The sequence below is a fragment of the Vreelandella sp. L-15 genome (assembly GCF_056857635.1).
The window spans coordinates 1-18,261 of the sequence record NZ_JBSXNN010000036.1 but is presented as its reverse complement, the minus strand read 5'-3'; the positions used below and the strand labels follow the sequence as shown (position 1 = coordinate 18,261).

At 57.5% G+C, this 18,261-nt stretch carries 16 protein-coding genes; 13 read left to right on the top strand and 3 right to left on the bottom strand.

Annotated elements, in window-relative coordinates:
* Positions 1–451 precede the first annotated feature (451 nt).
* The 3 genes from AC13CY_RS04330 to AC13CY_RS04320 all read left to right on the top strand — a co-directional run bounded on the left by AC13CY_RS04330 (position 452) and on the right by AC13CY_RS04320 (position 4,111).
* Positions 452–2,806 carry a DNA topoisomerase gene (locus AC13CY_RS04330; RefSeq protein ID WP_074211783.1) on the top strand — a complete coding sequence of 785 codons (2,355 nt, stop codon included), beginning with the start codon at positions 452–454 and terminating at the stop codon, positions 2,804–2,806.
* Positions 2,807–2,991: 185 nt separating this feature from the next.
* Positions 2,992–3,528: a hypothetical protein gene (locus AC13CY_RS04325; protein ID WP_074211784.1), complete on the top strand. Its 537-nt coding sequence runs from the start codon at positions 2,992–2,994 to the stop codon at positions 3,526–3,528.
* 385 nt (positions 3,529–3,913) lie between these two features.
* Complete coding sequence (locus AC13CY_RS04320) at positions 3,914–4,111, top strand: hypothetical protein (protein ID WP_483052336.1); 198 nt, start codon at positions 3,914–3,916, stop codon at positions 4,109–4,111.
* Positions 4,112–4,841: 730 nt separating this feature from the next.
* Here the strand turns inward: AC13CY_RS04320 and AC13CY_RS04315 are convergent.
* Complete coding sequence (locus AC13CY_RS04315; RefSeq protein ID WP_074214923.1) at positions 4,842–5,459, bottom strand: helix-turn-helix domain-containing protein; 618 nt, start codon at positions 5,457–5,459, stop codon at positions 4,842–4,844.
* A 119-nt stretch (positions 5,460–5,578) separates the two neighbouring features.
* On the opposite strand from AC13CY_RS04315, the gene AC13CY_RS04310 reads away from it, so the two are divergent.
* A complete protein-coding gene (locus AC13CY_RS04310) occupies positions 5,579–5,965 on the top strand; it encodes a DUF2274 domain-containing protein (RefSeq protein ID WP_082116937.1) in 387 nt (128 codons plus the stop codon).
* On the opposite strand, the gene AC13CY_RS04305 is transcribed toward AC13CY_RS04310, so the two are convergent.
* Complete coding sequence (locus AC13CY_RS04305; RefSeq protein WP_022524165.1) at positions 5,962–6,504, bottom strand: hypothetical protein; 543 nt, start codon at positions 6,502–6,504, stop codon at positions 5,962–5,964. The two genes, AC13CY_RS04310 and AC13CY_RS04305, sit on opposite strands and share 4 nt — an antisense overlap.
* Here AC13CY_RS04305 and AC13CY_RS04300 point away from each other — a divergent pair.
* The 9 genes from AC13CY_RS04300 to AC13CY_RS04260 all read left to right on the top strand — a co-directional run bounded on the left by AC13CY_RS04300 (position 6,503) and on the right by AC13CY_RS04260 (position 16,597).
* Positions 6,503–7,078, top strand: a complete 576-nt coding sequence (locus tag AC13CY_RS04300) for a hypothetical protein (protein ID WP_053857262.1) — start codon at positions 6,503–6,505, stop codon at positions 7,076–7,078. The genes AC13CY_RS04305 and AC13CY_RS04300 overlap by 2 nt on opposite strands.
* Positions 7,056–7,742 (top strand): hypothetical protein, encoded by a 687-nt coding sequence (locus tag AC13CY_RS04295; protein ID WP_022524163.1) that lies wholly within the window; start codon positions 7,056–7,058, stop codon positions 7,740–7,742. The genes AC13CY_RS04300 and AC13CY_RS04295 overlap by 23 nt, the downstream gene beginning before the upstream one ends.
* Positions 7,739–8,746 carry a TraU family protein gene (locus tag AC13CY_RS04290; protein WP_022524162.1) on the top strand — a complete coding sequence of 336 codons (1,008 nt, stop codon included), beginning with the start codon at positions 7,739–7,741 and terminating at the stop codon, positions 8,744–8,746. The genes AC13CY_RS04295 and AC13CY_RS04290 overlap by 4 nt, the downstream gene beginning before the upstream one ends.
* A 200-nt stretch (positions 8,747–8,946) precedes the next feature.
* Positions 8,947–9,705, top strand: coding sequence for a type-F conjugative transfer system pilin assembly protein TrbC (locus AC13CY_RS04285; RefSeq protein ID WP_158414255.1), 759 nt, complete (start codon positions 8,947–8,949; stop codon positions 9,703–9,705).
* Between the two features lies 1 nt (position 9,706).
* Positions 9,707–11,029 (top strand): hypothetical protein, encoded by a 1,323-nt coding sequence (locus tag AC13CY_RS04280; RefSeq protein WP_074211786.1) that lies wholly within the window; start codon positions 9,707–9,709, stop codon positions 11,027–11,029.
* 611 nt (positions 11,030–11,640) lie between these two features.
* Positions 11,641–13,254 (top strand): hypothetical protein, encoded by a 1,614-nt coding sequence (locus AC13CY_RS04275; RefSeq protein WP_371858623.1) that lies wholly within the window; start codon positions 11,641–11,643, stop codon positions 13,252–13,254.
* Between the two features lie 574 nt (positions 13,255–13,828).
* A complete protein-coding gene (locus AC13CY_RS04270; protein ID WP_074211788.1) occupies positions 13,829–14,245 on the top strand; it encodes a hypothetical protein in 417 nt (138 codons plus the stop codon).
* Positions 14,246–14,391: 146 nt separating this feature from the next.
* Positions 14,392–15,912: a type IV secretory system conjugative DNA transfer family protein gene (locus tag AC13CY_RS04265; protein WP_228219489.1), complete on the top strand. Its 1,521-nt coding sequence runs from the start codon at positions 14,392–14,394 to the stop codon at positions 15,910–15,912.
* A gap of 340 nt (positions 15,913–16,252) precedes the next feature.
* A complete protein-coding gene (locus tag AC13CY_RS04260) occupies positions 16,253–16,597 on the top strand; it encodes a hypothetical protein (RefSeq protein ID WP_074214926.1) in 345 nt (114 codons plus the stop codon).
* A 31-nt stretch (positions 16,598–16,628) separates the two neighbouring features.
* On the opposite strand, the gene AC13CY_RS04255 is transcribed toward AC13CY_RS04260, so the two are convergent.
* Positions 16,629–17,732 carry a hypothetical protein gene (locus AC13CY_RS04255; protein WP_483052335.1) on the bottom strand — a complete coding sequence of 368 codons (1,104 nt, stop codon included), beginning with the start codon at positions 17,730–17,732 and terminating at the stop codon, positions 16,629–16,631.
* Positions 17,733–18,261 lie beyond the last annotated feature (529 nt).

The following is an 18,261-nucleotide window of genomic DNA, read 5'->3' as shown; positions in this document are numbered from 1 at the left end:
CTCACAAAAAAAGCCCGGCTGGGGAGAGCCGGGCAAATGCAGGGTGGGAGTCAATAGGCTCTGGCAGAGCGGCGCGGCCTATTAGCACGCCCGGGACACGCCCGACTGAAGCGCTGGTTCTACTACGGGGGAGCCCACTAAGCGGTGTGAGAGAGAGAAGCCGGATCAGGGCTGCTCAGCGGGCTCTCCGGTAGCCCCGGTGACCGGGACGACCAGGCGGCTGATGCGCATCCCCAAAGCCGCGTCAGGGGAGAGAGAGGAGCCACGGGCGCACTCCGCGTAATTCGGTCGGCAGGGGTTTCTCTGTTTCCCCTGCCTATGTGTTGCTATACTAGACGACGATTTATAGGAATGCAACACACCCAGGGAATGGAAGACATCGTATTGTCGGCATGCTCCCGAGCGGGGCGATATTCCGCTCGACAATCCCTACCGAAGGACAACCAACAGGATGACATCACAAGCACTCATTCTGTGTGAGAAGCACTCGGATCAGGCAGACAAGATAGCCCCTGCCCTGGGGCTGACACGCAACGGCTCTTCCTATACCGGCACCTGGAATGGGGTCTCCCTGACGCTGGTATGGGCGGCTGGCCACCTGCTGGCGCCGGTCGAGCCTGCCGTTGTGAGCCCTGAGGCCAACTGGCGTGATCCACGCAGCCTGCTGCCGCTGCCTACCGCTTTTCCGCAGACCCCGACAGACCGGGGGAAGAAGTACCTGGGCAACCTGAAGAAAGCCCTCTCCCAGGCCAGTGAGGTGTGGCTGGCGACCGACCCCGACCGTGAGGGGGAGGCGATCGGCTACGAGGTTCTGCAACACGCGAAATACCGGGGCATGGTGAAGCGCATGTGGCTCACCGGCTCCATGGAAGCGTCAGACGTGCAGGCCGCGGCCAAGCGCCTCCGGGAAGGTGGGGAGACCATCTCCTACTGGCGAGCCCAGCAGGCCCGCGCCAACGCCGATGGCTTCTGGCAGTACCTCGTTCGGGCCTACACCGCGTCCGCCCGCATCGGGCTCATGGGCAAGGATCTGGGCAAGGGGAAGGGCAAGGCAGGCGTCGTTTCTGCCGGCCGTGTGCAGTCCGCCACCCTGGGGCTGGTGGTCGATCGCGATCGCACGATTGAGGGCTTCGTCCCGGTCGACCACTACCAGGCGAAGATCACCCTGGGCGGTGGCGAATTGAGCTATGCCCCGGTCGATCCGCCTGCTGGCGCCAGCGGCATCAAGCTCCAGGACGATGGCAAGCCGCTGTTCCTGGACCGGGACGCCATGGAGGCCTTCACACAACGCCTCGAGGGCGCCGACACGGCCGACATTCTGGCCGCGGACACCAAGCAAACCGCCAAGCACCCACCGCTTCCGTACAGCCTCACCGCGCTCCAGCGCGACATGTCCAAACAGCACGGGATGACGGCCACGCAGACCCTCAAGGCGGCCGACACCATGCGGAGCGATGGCTACCTGACTTACCCCCGGACAGAGCACGGAGAGCTGCCTGCCAGCCTCTACAACCGGGATGACCTGCTGGCGATCCTGGGCGGCGCTGCCAAGGCCGATGACGGGCTCATGGCGCCAGCACGCCTGGCGGGTCGCCGGCACTGCCTGGAAGGGGCCGATGTGCCGCGCCCACGGTGCTTCACCGACAAGCCGATGAACCACCACGGGATCATCCCCACGCACAAGACACCGGACCTGTCGGCACGCTCAGACGCCGAGCGAAAGGTCTACCTGGCGTGTGCCCAGCAGTTCATCCAAGCGCTGCTCCCACCGGCCACGGTCGAGTCACTGAAGGTCAGCGCCAGCGTCGATGTGGAAGACGTACTGGAGCGCCAGCCAGCGCTGTTCGCCGGCACCTTCAAGCGCGTCGTTGACCCGGGCTGGATGACCGCGTTCCAGGCGCCGAAAGCGCAAAAGGATCTCCCCCCGCTGGCATCCGGCGCCAGCCTGCCCATCGAGGCCGTGAGGCTTCACGAGGCCCGCACGGAGCCTCCCAAGCACTTCACGCTGGACACCCTGCTGAGCGCCATGCTCAACGCTGGACGACAGGTAGAAGGCGAGGATGCCGCGGCTCTCAAGAAGGCCGAGGGGATCGGCACCCCGGCCACCCGCGACACGGTGATTCAGACGCTCTTCGATCGCGAGTACATCGCCACTCAGCGCAAGGGCAAGCAGCAGCTGATCGTGTCCACTCCCCGAGGCCGCGCCTTCATCGATAACACCCCGCGCATGCTCTCCGATGTCCGCGTGACGGCCGCCTGGGAGCGCGAACTCGACGCGATCCAGAACGCCTCCAGCGATGCCGAGGCCAAGCGGCTGCGCGACACCTTTATCACTCAGCAACGCGACTTCATCACCACCCGCATCAACGAGGTTATCGAGACCATGGACAACGCCCCCGAGGCCGTTCGTGAGGCCACCAACGCACCGACCGAGAACATGATTGCCGCTGCCCGGAAGATCGCTGCTTCGCGTGATCTGGCGCTGCCTGAAGGCATTGAGCACAGCTTCGACACCTGCCGCGCATTCCTGGATGAAGTGATGCAGCAGACGCCCCCGCCTACCGACAAGATGAAGGCGTTGGCGATGCGGCTGGCGGACGAGAACGGCGTCACCTTGAATGGTGAGCTGACCTCCTTCAGGGAGTGCAAAGCGTTCATCGACAAGCACCTCCAGAACGGGGAGCCGACCCCCAAGATGATGGCCGCCGCTGAAGCCGCCGCCAAGCGCTACGGGGTCAAGATTCCCGAGGCCGCCCGCACCTGCATCAAGGAGTGCCGGCTGTTCCTGAGCGAGCACCCGCGGTAGCCGCGCACGAGGCCCGCCCGGGCACCCCCTGGGCGGGGATAGACACACCAGATCGACCACCTGCATGCCGCTCGAATAGGCCCTTCCCCTCGCCAAGGAAGGGGGCGAAAGAACACAGCTTGGACTCTCTCTCACTGGGGGGATGGCACCAGCTATGGACATGGTAGGTGACACAGGAATGACGCATGACCGATAGCGTATCCAGCAACACTGAGGGGGCTTCCCCGACACAGCGCAAGTCGCGTTATAGACGCACGGTAGACAGGCAAACCTACCTGGACGAGTCCGCCCAGATGGTAGGCGCCCTGAGTCATGACATCACGGCCATCATGGGGGAGTACAACCGCCAGCTAGTAGAACTCCATGAGCGGTTGCGTGACGCTCAGCCGCGTTCACACGGCGCCGTCCTGATGGACCTCAACCGCTGCGGGTACGGGTGCCTTGGGTGCCCGCATCCGGTGTGGGTGAAGTGGATGGACAAGCAGAAGAATAACCGCCAGTCCGCCTCCAAGTGGATTGCCGTTCGACTGTCTCGCCCAGGCACCGCCGCACGCTCGAAAAGCATCCCCGACGAGGCCCGCGAACTGATTGCTGAAGCACAGGCGCTGATCGAGCGTAGAGCCCGTTTTATCGATCACCTGAAGCGCATCAACAAGGCCATCGGTGCAGCTCGCAGTACACGTCCCGACCTAGGGTTTCAGCACACAGGGGAGGGTGAGTAGAGCATCCTGATACGGTATCGCTGACAAGCGGCAAACAGGCTCCCGGGGCATCTCGCGGAGCCTTTTTTTTGGCTGGCAGATAGAGCGATAAGACACCGCCAGAGCGTCCCATAGAGCGTTATCCGAGATGGCATATACGGGCACTACAGGCGACATGGGTGTGCGATCGCCAGGCTGCATCCTTAGGGGGTACGAGCGTACTGCGGGAGGGCATCCCCAACGGGCATAGGTGACGACCTCACGAACGCCTTATCGGCGCGTGATCGACCACGGGGAGTGTGTGCCTGTCGGGGTGTGGGGAGGCCATGCCACCGTGCCTGCGGCTGGCGCTTCCGGTGCGTGAGCGACCACGGCGAGTGTGTGCTGTTCGGGGTGTGGAGATGCAATGCCACCGGGCCTGCGGCTGGCGCTTCCGGTGCGTGAGCAGCCACGGCGAGTGTGTGCTGTTCGGGGTGTGGAGATGCAATGCCACCGGGCCTGCGGCTGGCGCTTCCGGTGCGTGAGCAGCCACGGGGAGCGTGTGCCGTTCGGGGTGTGGGCAGGCCATGCCACCGGGCCTGCGGCTGGCGCTTTCGGTGCGTGAGCGACCACGGCGAGTGTGTGCTGTTCGGGGTGTGGGGAGGCCATGCCACCGGGCCTGCGGCTGGCGCTTTCGGTGCGTGAGCGACAGCAGCCAGGGCCAGTTAGAACGAAGTGCCTTTGGGGCGAATTCCGGGTTTTGGATCGAGCAAGGCTAGGCATTTCGAGGCCCGCCTCGTATTCAGGCCGCGGAGCGGCCCATGTGCTTTTCGTATTGCAAGCGGCAGTGCCCAAGCATGGTCACCACAGCGCAGCTTTACAGCCCTCACAGAACGAAGTCCATGCGGGCGAAATTGCAGGATAGGAAGCCACCAGGGCTAGGCATTTCGAGGCTTGCCTCGTACCCAGGCCGCGGAGCGGCCCATGTGCTTTTCGTTGTATGTGGAAAGAGTCTCGAGCATTCAGTATAAGCAGCGATCGAGCATTACTAGGAACGCTGAAAAAGTGCTGATATGCCAACTAATTATGCCCAAATATGTGCCCTGATATAGCTTTACCAGAGCACCATGAAGAGCGTTACAGGAGCGGTTCTCATGAGAGCACCAACGGAATGCTCTATCTCAGCCAGTCGGCAAGATGCGTCTAACCCGTTCGATTCCCGTAATCATAGTCAAGTCATGGGAACGGGGATCGATTCCCGTACTGGCCAATCCAGGGCCGGGGCTCATAGGCTGTCTACTGAAGCCAGTCGGCACGCCGCTCAGGCGTCCCCTGACCTTGGTAAGGGGATTCGCCTAGCTGCTCGAGGGGTGGTCAGCCCTGAAATCTTCCATGGCTTTCAACAGGTCCAGGTAGTCAACGCCACCCGTGATCAGCCGAGTCTTGGTGGCTCGCTCGTACATCCAGACACTCCATAGCTTCATGTGGGTTGAGGCCCCATCGAGATCCTTGGGCATCATACCGCCCCACTCAGGATCATCAGCCATGAAGTGCAGCGCCCTGTCGATTGCACGATCCAGGTCATTCTGAGGCGAGTAGAAGTCCTCCAAACGAACCTGCTCGGCCAGGATCATGACAGCCAGCACGGGATAGTTCAGCCACTCCGCGAATCGCTCCACCACATCCCGGCCCAAGCTGCTGGCCTGGCGACGGCCTGTTTTCAGGTGGCTCAACGTGGAGGGTGCTATGCCAAGGCTCTCAGCCAGCTCAGTGGTAGAGATCCCTTCGCTTACCGCCCGCTCAAAGATGATTTGTACCAGCTTGTAGCCAGGGGTGTCTGGCTCGATTTGCAGGTAGTCACTCCGCGGCCCCTTTGGCTTTCCCTTCTGCCCACCCTTCGGGCCGGGGCCAGGCTTGCGCTTTCCGGCCTCAATGACCTTCTTCAGGTCGTCGTTTTCATTGTCGTGATCCAATGCTCTCTCCCATACGCCGGAATTCGACGCCACTAACATGTAGCTATACCAGATAACGATTTCTAACGGTCCCGGGCTATCCGCAGCAGTCAGCGTAGCTGCAAGATTGCTTCGTCGTCATGATAACCCAGGAGACCGAAATGCTCATTGGCCGCGTAGAGCACGACCCCAAAAAGCAGATTCAGGCACAACTGCCTGAATCCACGATCAATCGGCTGGATCAATACCGTGAGCTGTACCAGCTCACCTTCGGCGAGAAGGTTTCGACCAGTGATCTGGTCGACCTAATGCTGAGGAACGTCATGGACAGGGACCGCGAGTTCAAGCGGTTTCTGAAGGACCAGGAGCGGAAGGAGAAGCAAGAGGCCAAGCAAGAGGCCAAGCAGCAAGGCCAGGGGGGTGAGGCCCCGGCCGGCGAGCCTCGTGATGGTGGGGGTGGGAGAAATCACACCACAGGCGAGGAAGACCGCAAGCACGGTCAGCCAAAACAGGGCATGGGGCGCTAGGTTTCACCATGCCGCTTCTGGATGACCTCACGCATTTGCTCGACCAGAGGGACCACACGGTTCCACTTGGTACGCAGCACCCGATGGTTGCCCGTATGCCAGCTCCGAATCGAGGTCACAGCCTCGTCGGCGGCTACGGCGATTTGTCGTGGGGTCATCACTTCCATCCAGCGATCCACCGTTGCCTTGACCTCATCAGCGGCGACCCATGCGCCGCCCTCGATTGCCTCATGTTCTTCCATGATCTCCTCGAGGGCGCCCTGCACTCGCTCGTAGGGGACTTTCCGAGGGGTTACGCCACCAGTCCAGGCATTGACGGATGCCACGGAAATCTTGCTGTTGAGCTTCGAGGTCAGCAGCTCGGCGATCTTGGCCAGGGTCATGCCGTACTCGTCACGCAATGTATTGATGCGCCGGCCCAGGTCGCTATCCGTCGAGCTGCGCTCAGCACGCCCACGGGTCGTGGGGATGCTCACTTTGATCTCGCAGCCATGCCTTTCAAGCGTATTGATCAGGTCGTTCAGGAGCGTGTCTCGCATGGCTAACCTCTTTGAATACTTGTCGAAACAACCGCCATCCGAAATGCAGCGATTGGTCGGGTGGACCGCCTCCCGTCTGCACATACCGCGGCAATGGCAGGACGACATGCGCCAGGAAATCTACCTTGCCTGGCTTGGGCGGGAGTACGACGCCAGCTATTCCCATGATGCCATCATGAAATACGCGGGCGAAGCCGCCTTCCTGGCCATTAGCACCTGGCGCCGGCATACCGTACTCCCCGTCACTGTCCATAAGGCGGGTCAGGCGGACAGTGAGCCCCGTGCTGAGCAGTACGATCTGATGGCTGAACAGATCCCTGGCTTTACCCAAGAATTCAACGACGAGATCGATACTGAGGCTTCCGTGGAGATTGAACCCACGTCCACCGTCTCAGCCCACCTCATCGACCTTCCGAAACGCTCAGCTCGATCAGGGCTGTCCAACGAGAACCTGCTTGCCCTTCACTGTGAAGGCTTGTCGGCTGCCGAAATCGCTGCGGCGGCTGACATGACCGAGCGCAGTGTCTACCGCAGATTGGAACGGCTGAAAAATGGAAATCGTAGTACAGTATAGTAAAATTGCAGCGCTCACGGTAGCGCTCTCAAGTACCGCCCTGGCCGCTGACCAGGATCTCGGAACGCTCGGGCCTACCTGGGAAATCGGCGAGCCGGATATGCGTCTGGCCATCGTGGCTGAAGCTCATGGCGTCGACTGGGATTCAGTCCATGAGCACCTGGCGGGTCAGGCCCAGACACACACCAACGACATCCCCGACTGGTATGTACCCGTCGCCGAGCATACCGAAACCCATTTCGTAGACCCCTCCTACACCCTTCAAGAAGACATCGAAGCGCTGAAGCGGCAACCGGACGGCACTTATCAGTGGGGCACCATCTACGAGGCAGGCACCAAGGTTAATCCCCTGGACAAGGTTCGCCCGCAGAACTGGCTCCTCGTTGTCGATCTACGGGTGGACAGGCAGCGCGAACTGGCCGTGGAGCTGAAGAAGCGTCACCCGGTCAACCTGACCGTCATTGTGACCGCGGGCGATCCCGGCGATTTGGCTGCTGACCTGGGGCGTGCCGTCTACTTCGCCGAGGAATGGCATTTCGACCGTTTGGGCATCACTCACACGCCTTCACTGGCTGGCGTGCGGGATAGCCGTCCCGACGCCATCGAAGTGACGCATTTTGCCTACCCCTACGATGTCGAGACCCTGGAGGCCCACCTGCCATGAAACGAACGGTCCTTTCCGGCCTGGCTGCCCTATCACTGGCCGCGGCCAGCTTAGCTACTGCCTCTCCCCTGACAGGCTCAGCCGCTTGCCAGGGGGAGGTGTTCAATCCGATCAACGACCCCAACTGGAACAACATGTTTCCGGTGACTGTGGCGGGCATATCCATGGGGGGTGGTTCAAACCCGCCCCTGATGCACATGGACCCTATCTGCATGTGCCCTGGCCCCTACGGTGTGGATATGCCTGGGATTGGGATGACGTACTGGGAGCCCACCTTCCTGGCCGAGGTGGCACGCACTCCCGGTTGCATGTCGACCTTGGGCGGGGTGCAAGTGCTCGAGGGGTATGACGAGCAAACCTCGAACCAGAAGTATGGCTCCGGCCGTGACCACGGCTCCGTCACCAGGATGCAGGTTCATTGGTATATCTACCCCCTGTTCAGTGTGCTCAACATGATGAGTTCACTCGGGTGCATGAACACTTCGGGGTTCAACCTGGCGGATCTCACCGAGGTAGATCCCACCTGGCAGGACGATACCTGGACTTCGATCGCCTTTCCTGAGTCCGCCCTGTTCGCTAACCCGGTTGGCGCTCTTTCTTGCATTCCAGACGCCGTTGCCTCAGCAGCCGGTCGACCTCTTGACATGATGTTCTGGTGCCAGGGATCGCAAGGCGTCCTGTACCCGCTGACCGGCTCCAGCCCGACACACAGCTCTCCTCAGGGGGGCAATCTGCACGTCCTCGGAAAGTACATGCAGCGGAAGACCCGGATGGCTGGTCTGCTTTCCACCATCGGCCCATGGGCCGAGTGCCAGTCGGTCTATCTGCCGAACATGATCCGTAGCCAGTACAGGATCGACCCGGTTGCGCCGGTCGCGAGTAACCAAACCGCTGTTCTGGGCATGTCCGAATTTCGGTGGGGGATGATGCCGCCCGCCAACACAGCCGTCCGTACCGATTCCGCATTCCTGATCTGGGTAGGTAAGCAATGCTGCGCTCTCTGACACTCCTTGCACTGGTTCTCACCAGCTCAACAGCCCTCGGGCAAAAGACACCCGAGGAAGCCGCTCACAGCGCGTTCTCGGCTTTTCAAGGCGAGAGCGCAGCCCAGCTTCCTTTCCCTGGCCAGGGAAGCGCAGAGCGAGTTCTCGAAGCCATGGGGGCAGGTAGCGCCAACTCTGCGGGGGAGGCCGCAGGGGCTGCCATGGTGGACAACATCCGTAAGCCCGGCCAGACAGGCGGGATTGCTGACCCAGAGATGGCAGCCGAATGGGAGGCCTTGCGCGGCTCGCTTGGGTTGGGTGAACAAGACCGCCTGTATTTCTTCATCTCGTTCTCAATGCCGGAAAGCATGATCCGCGGTTATGCCCTCGATGCCGCTCGGGCCGGTGGTGAGCTGGTGCTCCGGGGGGTAGAGCCGGGGATGGACCTCAGGCAATTCACCATGGAGCGGCTGCTGAAGGTGCTGCGTCCAGGCGGGATGACTGCACCGATCCAGATAGATCCCCGTCTGTTCGACACCTATGCGGTCGACAGCGTGCCAACCATCGTGCTTGCCAAAGAAGACCCGATGGGAGTTTGCCAAACCGCAGAGCCCAGGACAGGGGAAATCAATGGCCAGGCATTCGACTACAAAGCCTGCCCGGAGGCGGCCCCAGACTCCTACTGGAAGGTCGAAGGGTCAGTGACAGCCCTATATGCCCTAGAGGAGTTCCAAGACCGCGGGGCCAGCAATGCAGCCGTGTACATCGATGCCTTGAAAGGCGAAGGGGCACTCAGCGCGTCCGAGCAGCCGGGTATCGGCTCGGAGCGGTGGGAATCACTCACCGATGACCTGGCTGAACGCAACGCGGAACGTCTCAAGGAGCGGTACGAAGGCTCAGATCGTGAAGTTTACGACACGCCAATGGGGCCAGCCGTGGGGCCGAAGGGACAGAACACTGACCATCTCTGGGAGGAATAGCATGCCGAAGGGCGTTCATCTGAAACAGCTCTTCACGGGGGTCGCCATGGCGGCCCTCGTGCCATTGAGCACTATCGCGATAGCTGGGCCGAGTGAATCGGGCCTGAGGGCAGGGGGCGCCTGGGCAAAAGACTTCGACCCTGGTAAGAGCTTCCAGTCAGCGACTTCAGCCCTGGGCCTTGAGGACACCAAGACCTCGGGGGAGCTGGGGGGCGAGGTTGGGCTCCAGGTGAAGCAACAGCAGCAGCGGAATTTCCGGTGCCGTGACGGCGCTCGACTGACGGCGGGTGGTATCCGGGTCAATATCGAAGAGTGTCAGCAATCCGATGACGGTGACTTGCAGAGGCTGCGAGTCGCCGTTTGTGATGCCCTGACGCAAGGCATCCGGTGCAGCGACGATCGCTATACGCAGACGCGAGAAGTCCCGGCAGGGGGCGAGGCCGCGTTCAGCGGCGGCGATCTCTACGGTGCATACCGAGTCGAGGCTGAGTGCTCAGGAACATCCTGTGTGATGACGATGCACCAGCTGCATGGAGATGCCTGGGGCGGCAACAACATGCGCCAACAGGGCAACGATCGCGTCAATCAAGATCCTAATCACCCCTCAAACACCATCGCGGATGTCCGGGACAACCCGACTTTCGATCAGGGCAGTCAGTATGCAGAGGACCGTTCAAAGTGCCTGGGGGGACAGATCAACCAGCTGTTCAGCGAAGGCGATATTCCGGTTTCATGCAATCCTGATGACCCCAGAACGATAGACTTCCTGGACATCGACGGCGGCGGGCAGTGTGAGCCTGATCGGATCACAACAGATACATGTACCGTCGACATCCCTACTCGACTCGTAACTTGTGAGCCGGAATCAAAAACGTGCGACGTACAGCGTGAGACTGCTCAGTTTACTTGTGAGCGTAAACTTCAAGTCCAGCAAGTCGGTAGTGAGGCCTGTACGCCAGGACAGGTTGTTTACCAATGGCAGCCTTACTCCAATCTGTACCGGAGATTCGTTTGCCAGGCTTGTAACCACCCATTCAACTGTCTCGTCTACCAGTTTAATCAGGACGGAGACGGCTGGCGGTCATCCTTCCGATTTGAATACTCTCGTGTCTTGGGGTGGCACTACCCAGAGCTGATGCCAGGTGCCCCGTCTGGATATTACATAAGGCAAACGTGTAGCAATGGACGCTGCACCATTCACTATCGGCGGAACCCAAGTGATAGCACAAAGAAATATAGCTATGACGAAGCGGCGCCGATTTTTCAGGACACCGTGACTGAAAATTGTGATGCCTTTGAGCAACGTCGACCGGAGACAAACTGATGCTGTACGCGATCAGAGCGCTCGCGCTAATGGCTATGGTGATTGTCACTGGTAATGCAAGCGCACAAAATCTCAATGACTATGCGGAATGTTATCGGGCAGGGGAGGTGTGTGTAGACAATGCACCTCGCCAGATTAACGGCCATACAGTGCATCGGAACTGTTGGCGATACTCTGTCACGTATATGTGCTACGGAGACCCCTATAGCAATAGCTGCAACCTTGACGCACTGAACAACAGTGATGAATGGGAGCTGGTCAATACCTTTGACGAGACATACCCAGGAACCTTCACACAATACTCAAATATATTGCCTGACAGCTGGAAGGAGGAGTGGCAGAAAAGTGAATCGACCTGTAATGCTGACACCTCTTACGGGTGCGGACCTGACATAAGTAGCGAAGATATACTAGATGATTCTGGTAATGTGATCGGTCAACGAGTCAGGAAGCGGTGCTATATAGGTGAAACTCCGCGGTGCAACAATGACCCGAATTGCAGCATTACCGAGTACGAATGCACAAAGGAGCAAGATGGCCTCTGCGTCAGACAAGAGCAGACATACTCCTGCCGCGAGGAAGGAAAGTGTGATCCCAGCTCCTACGAGGTGATGCCTGAGGTAAGCGATGATGAGGGTGCTTTCTCAGATGCTATAGCCGCAGCTGGTGTTATGGACATGATTGCGGCGGAAGGCGGCTTGGATGACAACATGCGCATCTTTTCCGGCTTCAAGCGTGAGTGCAAAGCTATTACAAGTGATTTCCGTCGCATGATGGAATTCAATGCAACGGTTGGAACCGCGCTTGCTACTTTTTACGGTGGCCCATTGGGCGCAGTTCTAGCAGGCACTGCGGCTGCTGATATTCTCAATGCTATCGAGCACATGGAATGTTGTCAGGATGATCCTGAGGATGTCGTACTCACTAGCTCCTTCATCTCCATGGCCACAGGTGTCGGCGCGGATTACTGCGACCTTGAGGATGTTGAGCTGGCAGCAGCCAGGATGGCCAAAAGAGCTGTCCAGGTAACGCCTGGGTTTGTTCCGACAAATAACACGCTTTGCACGATTGCAAACTATGTCTACAACGCCCCTGCCAAGGGGGATATGGCGTATGCGAAGCAAATATGTTCACACTGGACTAGGCCTTGGTCTCTGGCGAATACTCAAACCCAGGTGGATGAATATCAGCGCTGGTGTGAATTTGATTCCATGCTGGCACGAATAATTCAGGAGCAAGGGCGAGAGCAACTAGCACAGCTTGCAGCTCAAAATGCAGGGGGTGCTGAGACAAAAACTGCACGCTTCCCTTTCTACCAGTCCTCGGGAGGATGGACAAACGAGCTGAATGTGAACGGGAACCGCGTGAGGTTCTGGAAATGGAAGGAAGAGTGTTCAACTGAAGAGGGTTATACCAACTCCATGCTGGCTGGCTATGACTGTCCATCAAGCCCAGACATATATGCAGCAGTCTGCTCAGAGGACACATGCGGGAGCCCACCCGACCATCCTGTATATGGCTTCAGCCCAGGCTGGGAGACACATCGCCTAGCAGCTGAGGACCACCACGTTCGTGCGATCAACCGCTATTCAGTAGTGGAAGGTGGCTGCTTCGATGATGGTTCTTGCGAATACGATGTTCATGCCTGGAAGGCAGGGGCTGGAGGGCAAATGCGTGTGCCCATTGATATGAAATGGCCCATCAACTTTCCGAATACAGGATGGGGTGAATTTTCATGGGCGCACAACAATGTCCATTTTGAGGCGTATACAAATCCGCTCGGCACAGACAGTCCAACTCGAGGACTTCGCATGTGCATTGGGTCATCTTACCAATGTCGGTATAACTCAGGATGGACAGAGGTAGACATTAGTAACAACATCAGCGACATGAACAACTATGTCAATAGCACGCCGCCTGTCACACTCACGGGGGGTTGCACTGACAGTGAGTGTGAATTCCGAGCTACCGTGGAGGTGAATTTGACGGCAAAGCCTTGGTATACCTACTCGGAGAAGAAGTATGAACCGTGCATGCTCGAGGTTCTGGGAAGCTGTGTGGCCGAGGCATCTACAACCTACGACCGCCAGTACAAACCAGACTGCTCAGGATTCACCATTGACGAATTTCTTGCGCTAGACCTTGGCGACATGGATTTCTCTGAATATGTCGAAACTTTGTCTGAAAAAGCTAAAGCGGAGTTCAATCAGACATGGGCAAACTAACCAAGCGAGTTATTACCTGCTTTGGCTTGGCTCTAGCTTCTACGGGCTCCTACGGGAGCCCGATAGACAGAATAACTGATCAAGCTAATGCCTTGGCTTCAGGCAGTGCTTCATCCAAGGAGGTCGTCCAGAATGCTGGCCAAAAACCATTCCGATTTACCCCAAACAACGGATATGTTGGTCTGGAAACCAAGCTAGATATAGCTGTGACATATACCTCATTTGAACATGGCGGGCGGAATGTTCGGCAAGTCGAGAAGGCAGTTGTAGACTGGGGCGATGGCTCCTCTATCACTACTGTGACGCCTGGGACGCCTGCGTTTCATACCTACGGGCATCGAACAAAAGAAGGCTCTATAACGCCTAATGGGAGCGTAGTTTACACAGGCCGAATAACCTTTGTCACAACATCTGGAGATGCCTACACCGAAAGATTCCAATACAGCATGTGGAATACCTTTCTTGACTCTCTCGTTCCTGGAGGGCGCGTCCTACCAGACACTATGCTACCAAGCGTGGGTGGGGCTGGCAGTCGAGACAAACTTCCAAGCGGATACTATGACAGGAACAGCAAATGATGAGCCTAAGAGATTCAGCATCTATGACGGCATTCATAGCGTTGCTTATTTCAGCAAGTACATACGCCCAACAGCCGGAAGGGGAAAGCAATCGTCTTTATGGTGGCCCTGACTCTGGAGGAATAGCGAATAAATCGATCATTACCTATGATGCGGTTGAGTGGCAGACGGCATGGTTCGAGAACCTTGGTGGCCAACCCCCTCACGAGCTGCCCCATGGCCATATTGGGGTGCTTGTTTTCGCTGCCTACCCAGGGCACCTGATCAGCCTTCATAGTACCGATCCCTCAGCGACACCAACGATCCGCTGTCACCAAGCCCCGCTACCAGATTCAAAGAGCCATATTGCTCCTGCCTCATGGGCAGCCGGGATCTTCAAGGCTGATGATGTGATTTTGGAGGATTGCCCATGATTGCCGGGAGGAGGGATGCACTGGCTCTCACTGCGATCGCAGCTGGGGTGGCCACAGCCACCCCCTGGGCAGCCGGAGCGCTGCCTGTGTGGCCTGCGGGGCTCCTGGGCACTATTGGCATGGCCCAGCTCACCTGGAGCCAAGCCATGGCGACCCTTGAGAGGATCGATGAAGATTCGCGTGAAGGGTTTGTTCTTCCGTCTGACGAACCGATTGATGACAAAGGTAGTGGCCTGCACATTGGCCTGACAACCGATAAGAACACCAGAGTCAACATGCCAGACAACCTCGGGAAACGTCACACGGCGATCGTGGGGCAATCCGGCGTGGGTAAAACGACCATTGGTGAGTACATCCTGTGGCAGCAGACAGCAAGAGGTGGGGGCTGGCTATTCATCGATGCGAAGATCGATCGCGATACTCGTGACCACCTCGCCTACATGGCCAAAGTGACCGGGCGAGAGGATGAACTCTATATCATCGATGTCTCCGATCCTGACAATGCTAACACCTATAACCCCGTCCTTCATGGTGATCCAGATGAGGTAGCCTCCCGCCTCATGAATTTGATCCCTTCCGCCGAAAACAACCCTGGCGCGGATCACTACCGACAGTCGGCCAACCACGCCTTGACTGTCATCATCGCAGCCTTGCAAGCCTCCGGTCAGCTTTACCACTTCGGTGATCTTTCCATCCTACTACAATCGGATAAGGCGCTTGAAAACCTCGAACGGATGACACCCCAGGGCTCTGAAAGGCGAGCCCTCTCGATCTTCCTGGATCAATTCCGCACCCGTACCAAGGAAGGGACGAAGATTGACCTCAACCGCATGAAGCAGACGCTGGGAGGCATGGCAGGCCGCATTGCGCTCTTTGCACAAGGGAAATTCGGGAAAGTATTTAACGTGTATGCACCCGAGATCGTCCTTACAGAGATCATCCGCAAAGGGCACATGCTTTATGTTTCGTTGCCAACAATGGGGAAGGACACCGCTGCTCTGAATCTCGGCAAGATGATTGTATCGGACATACGATCTGCCGTTGCCCATATACAGGATCTTCCTAAAGGAGAACGGCCAGAACATTTCATTGCTCTGCTCGATGAGATGGGTGCCTATGTTATGGAGGGCGTAGGCAGGCTCTTTGAGCAAGCCCGTTCGGCAAACATCGCCCTCATACCAGCATTTCAGTCGTTCAGCCAGTTGAACCGTGTCTCTCCTGACTTTGCTGACATTGTGATCCAAAACACCTGGAACAAGATATTCTTCAAATTTGGCTCGAAGGATAGCCCGGAGGAGGCGGCTGAAATTCTCGGCAAAACAAAACGGTTCCAGCGATCGGTGTCCGTTTCGGCCAATCAAGGTGAAAGCGCCCAGTATCTTCGCACAACGCCTCAGTCAAGCATGTCAGACGGCGGTGGCATGGGGGAAAGCTGGCGTGAAATCGAGGAGTTTCGTGTCACGCCCGACCAGTTAAGAGCCATGGATATGGGTCATGCGGTAATGATGATGGGAGCGCGCATGTACCACCTCAGAACCCCAATGATTAACTACCCAAAGAAAATACCATCCTTCAAGGCCGTCAAGCACAATAAAAAGATCCCAGCGAACAAGCAGCCACTCAATTTTGAGGATCGGCTTAATGAATTTCTCACTGAAGTAGCTTGAGGTGCAAAGATGATAACTATTGTATTCTGGGGGACTATCGCAATATTCGCCATGTTCCTTTTAGGCGTACTACCAGGCGTCAAAGAGGTTTTCCGCCCGATAATGGATATACTGTCAAAGGGAATCGTGGAAGTAGTGAAATTTGCTGCGGGCTACATGCTTTGGCTTGTCAAAACGATCATACATGCTCACCTTGATCTTATTAGTCACCTCTCACATTCCCGCAGCTATTTTGACCCCGCCGACAAGATAAGGAAGTAGTTTATAGTTTTACATTGAAAACGTCGTACCGTATACTTAAATTAACCATAAAGAATGACCAAACGCTCGGGGGTGATTTATGGCAAAGAATAAGCGAAATGCAAAACGCCAACGGGCGCTCAATGCTCGTCGTCAGGCTGCATCACACACTGGCGGTTCTGTGATCGCTAATGAGCTTCACCATCTCATTGGAGCAGACGAAGAAAGCGTTGTGAGGGCGATCCGGTGGCGAGCCAAGGTTAACGTCTATTTAATTCTAGGATTCAACCTTGTGGCTTTCCTCTTTCTTCTTTATCACACCAACGCTAATCAAGGTGGGGTAATAAGCCATAACAGCCCCTATATCTGGGCCTCCTTCATTGCATTTTTCATTCTGCAAATGATCTTCCTCCACCGTTACAAGAAACTTATCCGTAACGCCTAAAAAAGCCCCCGCAATCTGCGGGGGCTTTTCATTACCTTGAGTCCATATTTTCTCTGGGATCAATTTCCTCATCTTGGCCAGGGGGCTGTTCCTGTTGTTGAGCCGACGCTGGTGGCTCACCACTCGAATTTGAACCACCACTATTATTGCCGGACCAGCCACTTCTCGGCTCAGGGGCCTCCTGCGCCTGCCCAGTCGAATCCCAAGGCTCACCGCCACTCTGCGGGACTGCCCCCGGCTGCGGGACTGCCCCCGGCTGCTGACCGGCTTCGGCACCGTAGGCGGACGCCTGGGGCACGTCACCCGGCTGCGGGACTGCCCCCGGCTGCTGACCGGCTTCGGCACCGTAGGCGGACGCCTGGGGCACCTGGCCCCCCTGAGTCGTTGCTCCCGGCTCCTGGCCGGGGGAGGCACCCTGTTGACCTCCCTGAGGCCCAGGAGCAACCCCTGTAGTACCAGTGGATGCCTGATCGTCCGCAGGGCCTTCAGGCTGCTCATTCCCTGGCTGCGATTCAGAAGCTGATTGATCCTCACGGAGCTGCCACCTATTCAGGTTGGCCTCCATAGATTGAACAGTAGCCCCAGTCTGCGCTTGTTGGTCGATCTGATCCTGAGTGGGAGGAACCGCTACGTCGACAGGCTCAAATGTTCCATCCCCGCCGTACTGGTAATAAGCATGGCCACCTTCACGTTCAACAGCGTAGACAGCCTGAGCTTGGCCGCTCTCGTCCTGTGTATAGAAGGTAGGAACAAAAGTGTCATTTCCGACTTGGATGTTACTCCTTGGACCTCCAGTAATCAGAGCATCAGCGTTTGCCTGATCCGCAGCCGCTATATCACGCCTATCCACCACGGATAAGGACTGCCCATTATCGACCACATGGTAATCGTCCGGCCTTTCTACAGGTGCTTGAGCAGCTGACTGTATGTTGTCGAGTTGTGCTCCGGTATCGACAGAAAGATCACGCACACCCCGATCGGCGACAGGAGCGGTGGCCTCAGCGGCATCTCCCGCCCTTGCGCCGACATCAGAAGTGTTAGCACCAACCGTCCCAACTACATCGGCTCTTTGACCATCTATCTCAGCCTGGTCTTCTCCCATTTTTTGGTCGACACGACCTCGCAGATTGGTCATGTCAGTTTGCATATCGGAAACGACTTGCGGATTAGCTGGTGTGGGCAAAGAGCCCGATCTACTTGCAGTCCACTCTTCGTGTGCCTTCTGCTGAGCCTGTACAGCTTCCTGATAATCGGTCGATGCAGCATATAGCATCGAGGCACGATCCTCACCTGCACGGCTTTCAAGAACCTGCCGGGCTTCCCCTTCATTGTATTTAACTGAGTATCGTTCACCATCGGAGCCAGTAACCGACAACGTACCATCCTCAGCGAAAGCGAGCCTTCCGCTATCGTTTTGAGAGACACTACTACCTTCTTCGCGAGAAGCCTGCTCAGTGTCAGAAGAGCTATTGCCCGTTTCACCACGCAATGAACCCTGAACATATCCCGATATGCCGGTATCATGCGTATTCCGGCGAACGTGACCGGTCATTACGGTGATCGTGACCGATTTGCACACGGCCTTCACGCTGGAGAGAGTTTTGTACGCTGAGCGGTCACGATGGGTCAACCGATTCCGTTTTTTGTGCGTTGGTTTTTCTCAG

What these genes read in the sequence shown, in the direction of transcription:
- AC13CY_RS04260 (WP_074214926.1), top strand. Translation starts at nt 16,253, where the DNA reads ATGGCAAAGAATAAGCGAAATGCAAAACGCCAACGGGCGCTCAATGCT.
- AC13CY_RS04325 (WP_074211784.1), top strand. Translation starts at nt 2,992, where the DNA reads ATGACCGATAGCGTATCCAGCAACACTGAGGGGGCTTCCCCGACACAG.
- AC13CY_RS04310 (WP_082116937.1), top strand. Translation starts at nt 5,579, where the DNA reads ATGATAACCCAGGAGACCGAAATGCTCATTGGCCGCGTAGAGCACGAC.
- AC13CY_RS04320 (WP_483052336.1), top strand. Translation starts at nt 3,914, where the DNA reads ATGCCACCGGGCCTGCGGCTGGCGCTTCCGGTGCGTGAGCAGCCACGG.
- AC13CY_RS04290 (WP_022524162.1), top strand. Translation starts at nt 7,739, where the DNA reads ATGAAACGAACGGTCCTTTCCGGCCTGGCTGCCCTATCACTGGCCGCG.
- AC13CY_RS04275 (WP_371858623.1), top strand. Translation starts at nt 11,641, where the DNA reads ATGCCTGAGGTAAGCGATGATGAGGGTGCTTTCTCAGATGCTATAGCC.
- AC13CY_RS04305 (WP_022524165.1), bottom strand. Translation starts at nt 6,504, where the DNA reads ATGCGAGACACGCTCCTGAACGACCTGATCAATACGCTTGAAAGGCAT.
- AC13CY_RS04265 (WP_228219489.1), top strand. Translation starts at nt 14,392, where the DNA reads ATGGCGACCCTTGAGAGGATCGATGAAGATTCGCGTGAAGGGTTTGTT.
- AC13CY_RS04285 (WP_158414255.1), top strand. Translation starts at nt 8,947, where the DNA reads ATGGTGGACAACATCCGTAAGCCCGGCCAGACAGGCGGGATTGCTGAC.
- AC13CY_RS04295 (WP_022524163.1), top strand. Translation starts at nt 7,056, where the DNA reads ATGGAAATCGTAGTACAGTATAGTAAAATTGCAGCGCTCACGGTAGCG.
- AC13CY_RS04255 (WP_483052335.1), bottom strand. Translation starts at nt 17,732, where the DNA reads ATGACCAATCTGCGAGGTCGTGTCGACCAAAAAATGGGAGAAGACCAG.
- AC13CY_RS04280 (WP_074211786.1), top strand. Translation starts at nt 9,707, where the DNA reads ATGCCGAAGGGCGTTCATCTGAAACAGCTCTTCACGGGGGTCGCCATG.
- AC13CY_RS04300 (WP_053857262.1), top strand. Translation starts at nt 6,503, where the DNA reads ATGGCTAACCTCTTTGAATACTTGTCGAAACAACCGCCATCCGAAATG.
- AC13CY_RS04270 (WP_074211788.1), top strand. Translation starts at nt 13,829, where the DNA reads ATGATGAGCCTAAGAGATTCAGCATCTATGACGGCATTCATAGCGTTG.
- AC13CY_RS04330 (WP_074211783.1), top strand. Translation starts at nt 452, where the DNA reads ATGACATCACAAGCACTCATTCTGTGTGAGAAGCACTCGGATCAGGCA.